This is a genomic window from Luteibacter sp. (assembly GCF_051958795.1).
Classification (GTDB): domain Bacteria; phylum Pseudomonadota; class Gammaproteobacteria; order Xanthomonadales; family Rhodanobacteraceae; genus Luteibacter.
Window position 1 is genome coordinate 1 of record NZ_JBQCFT010000322.1, and the last position, 2,488, is coordinate 2,488.

Below are 2,488 nucleotides of genomic sequence, written 5' to 3' on the forward strand. Positions count from 1 at the left end.
TGATGGCGTCGGGCGCGCCACGTAGTCCACCCCTTGTGGGGGCGCGCGGTGGGGCCCGGGCGGTTGGGGGGGTAAACGGCGCGCGCCCCCCGCCGCCCCCCAACGCGGGGGGGCGGCGGGTTGGCCGCTTGGGGGCGGGCGGGGGCGGGGGCGGTCGCGCCCCCCCCGCCCCCCCGGGCGCCCGCGCGCTCCCACAAGGGGTGGACTACGTGGCGCGCCCGACGCCATCACATCACCAGTTACGGCCGTGCTGGTTCGCCACATCCGCCGCCAGGCGGACTTCCACATTGGCCTGGCTCAGCAGGTCCTTCGCACGCTGGGCATGGCCGCCGAGCTGATCGTCATTGGCCTGCTGGCCCCGGCTGATCGCCTGCCAGGCGGAGACGATATTCTCCTGCGCCGCACGCAGGTTGCCGTGGCGCTGGCCGATGTCGACAAACGGCGCCTCCTGGGCTACGACGGCGCAGCCGACCGAGATGACCGCGCCAAACAGCGCGCCCGCAAGAAACGCATTCGCTTTCATGATGTGCCCTTTAAAGATGAGTGCAGGCCGGGATGGCCGGCACGCATATCGTCCGGGGCGCGGGCGTTCGGGTCTTTCCAGAACGCAAGGATTGTTTCGGAAACGAACGGTTTTAGCGCAGGGCGCCCATCCAGATGGCGACGGCCACGGCACCGCCGTCGGCGATGCCCAAGGCGCGGTCGCCCAGGTACGCAGCGCGGCCTGCGCGGGCCTTCAGCGTGGCGGTTTCCTCGGCGCCGCGCGTGGCCGCCAGATGCAGCGCTTCCAGCGCCTCGAAGGGCGCCATGTTGGCATCCAGCGCGGCCTTGTACGCATCGGCGGCGGGGTAGAGCGCATCCAGCATCGTGCGATCGCCGGGTTTCGCGCCGCCCAGGTTGGCGATGGCGTCGGCGGCCGCGACCAGCGCCGCGTGCCATTGCCGGGGTGTCGGCTCGGCCACGCCGTTGAGCTCGCGGGCGGCACGCATCAGGCCCGTGGCGTAGAACGGCCCCGAGCTGCCGCCGATGGCCTGGCGCATGGCATCGGCCATGTGGCGCAGGGCGCTCTCCGGGGTATGCCAGGCGTGGTCGGGCAGGGTCAGCACCGCTTCGGCGCCGCGGCGCAGGCTGGCGCCGAGGTCGCCATCGCCGGCCCTGGCATCGAGGTCGGTGAGCTCATGCTCGGCCTTGATCAGGGCCTCCGCCGCGGCATGGGCAGCGCGGCGCACGGCGTCGCCCGCGGGGGTGGGCGAGCCGGTCACGGTCGCCTCGCCGGGTGCGGCGGGCACGTCCCTGATCGGCGCATCGTTCAGCAAGCCGCCACCGGGCCAGGCCGGCGCGTGGGCCGGGGCATCCAGCAGGGCGAGCAGTTCCTCATCCACCTTGAGCAGGGAAAGCGACGCTCCCGGCATGTCGAGCGCGGTGAGGAAGTTGCCGCACCAGGCGCGGACGACCTCGATGCCACGGCCGCGCAGGTGGTTCAGCGCCCCGCGCAACAGGATGTCCAGTTCCATGGGAGGGGTAGCGCCCAGCCCGTTGACCAGCAGGGCCACGCGCTGGCCGCTGGCCAGGCCCAGGTCCTCGATGATGCTGGAAAGGATGGTGCTGGCGAGGCCGTCCGCCGGGGCGATCGGCCCCTTGCGGACGCCGGGTTCGCCATGGATGCCCAGGCCATATTCAACTTCGTCGTCGCCCAGCTCGAAGCCGGGATGACCGGCGGCCGGTACGGTGCACGAGCCGAGGGCCACGCCCATCGAGCCAAGGCCCGCCGCGGCACGGCGGCCAAGTTCCGCCACGTCCACGACCGACTTGCCCGCGGCGGCGGCCGCGCCCACCACCTTGTGCACCAGCACGGTGCCCGCGATACCACGGCGGCGGTCGGGCGCCACGGTATCGCGCAGGGCGACGTCGTCGGCGACCGTAACGATCTCAACCGGGATGCCCTCGCTGCGCGCCATCTCGGCGGCGAGACCGAAATTGAGCCGGTCGCCAGTGTAATTCTTCACGACCAGCACCGCACCCGCGCTTCCACCGACGGCACGGATGGCGGCAAGCACCGCGTCGACGCTCGGCGAGGTAAAGACATCACCCGCGATCGCCGCCGCAAGCAGGCCTTCGCCGACATAACCCGCATGCGCCGGTTCATGCCCACTGCCACCACCGGAAAGAATCGCGACGCTGGCATGCCCATCGTGCCGTTTGCGCACGACGACGTTCTGGTTCGAAAGCAGTGCCTGCCCGGGCGAGCGGGCTACCGCGCCCTCGAGCATTTCACGGACGACATGGCGCGGATCGTTGATGATCTTCTTCATGGGAAACGGGGCCTTTACACAGGGGAGAGAGGCTCCACCGAGCATAAGCCCGCCCAAGGCGCCGACGCTACAGGCCCGCCGCCGTTGTTGGGGCCGGGGGTGGGCCGGCGGGGGCGGGGGGGGCGCCCCCCGACCCCGCCGAGCGGGCCCCCCGGGGGGGGGGGATAGCAAAAAGC

At 71.9% G+C, this 2,488-nt stretch carries 2 protein-coding genes; both read right to left on the reverse strand.

Annotated features, from left to right (window positions below; translation table 11 throughout):
• Positions 1-232: 232 nt before the first annotated feature.
• Positions 233-523: a hypothetical protein gene (locus ACTHLF_RS16655; protein WP_440328693.1), complete on the reverse strand. Its 291-nt coding sequence runs from the start codon at positions 521-523 to the stop codon at positions 233-235.
• Between the two features lie 112 nt (positions 524-635).
• Positions 636-2,312, reverse strand: a complete 1,677-nt coding sequence (locus ACTHLF_RS16660) for a dihydroxyacetone kinase family protein (RefSeq protein ID WP_440328695.1) — start codon at positions 2,310-2,312, stop codon at positions 636-638.
• Between the last annotated feature and the right edge of the window lie 176 nt (positions 2,313-2,488).

Coding starts and splice junctions, on each gene's coding strand:
- ACTHLF_RS16655 (WP_440328693.1), bottom strand. CDS start 523: ATGAAAGCGAATGCGTTTCTTGCGGGCGCGCTGTTTGGCGCGGTCATC.
- ACTHLF_RS16660 (WP_440328695.1), bottom strand. CDS start 2,312: ATGAAGAAGATCATCAACGATCCGCGCCATGTCGTCCGTGAAATGCTC.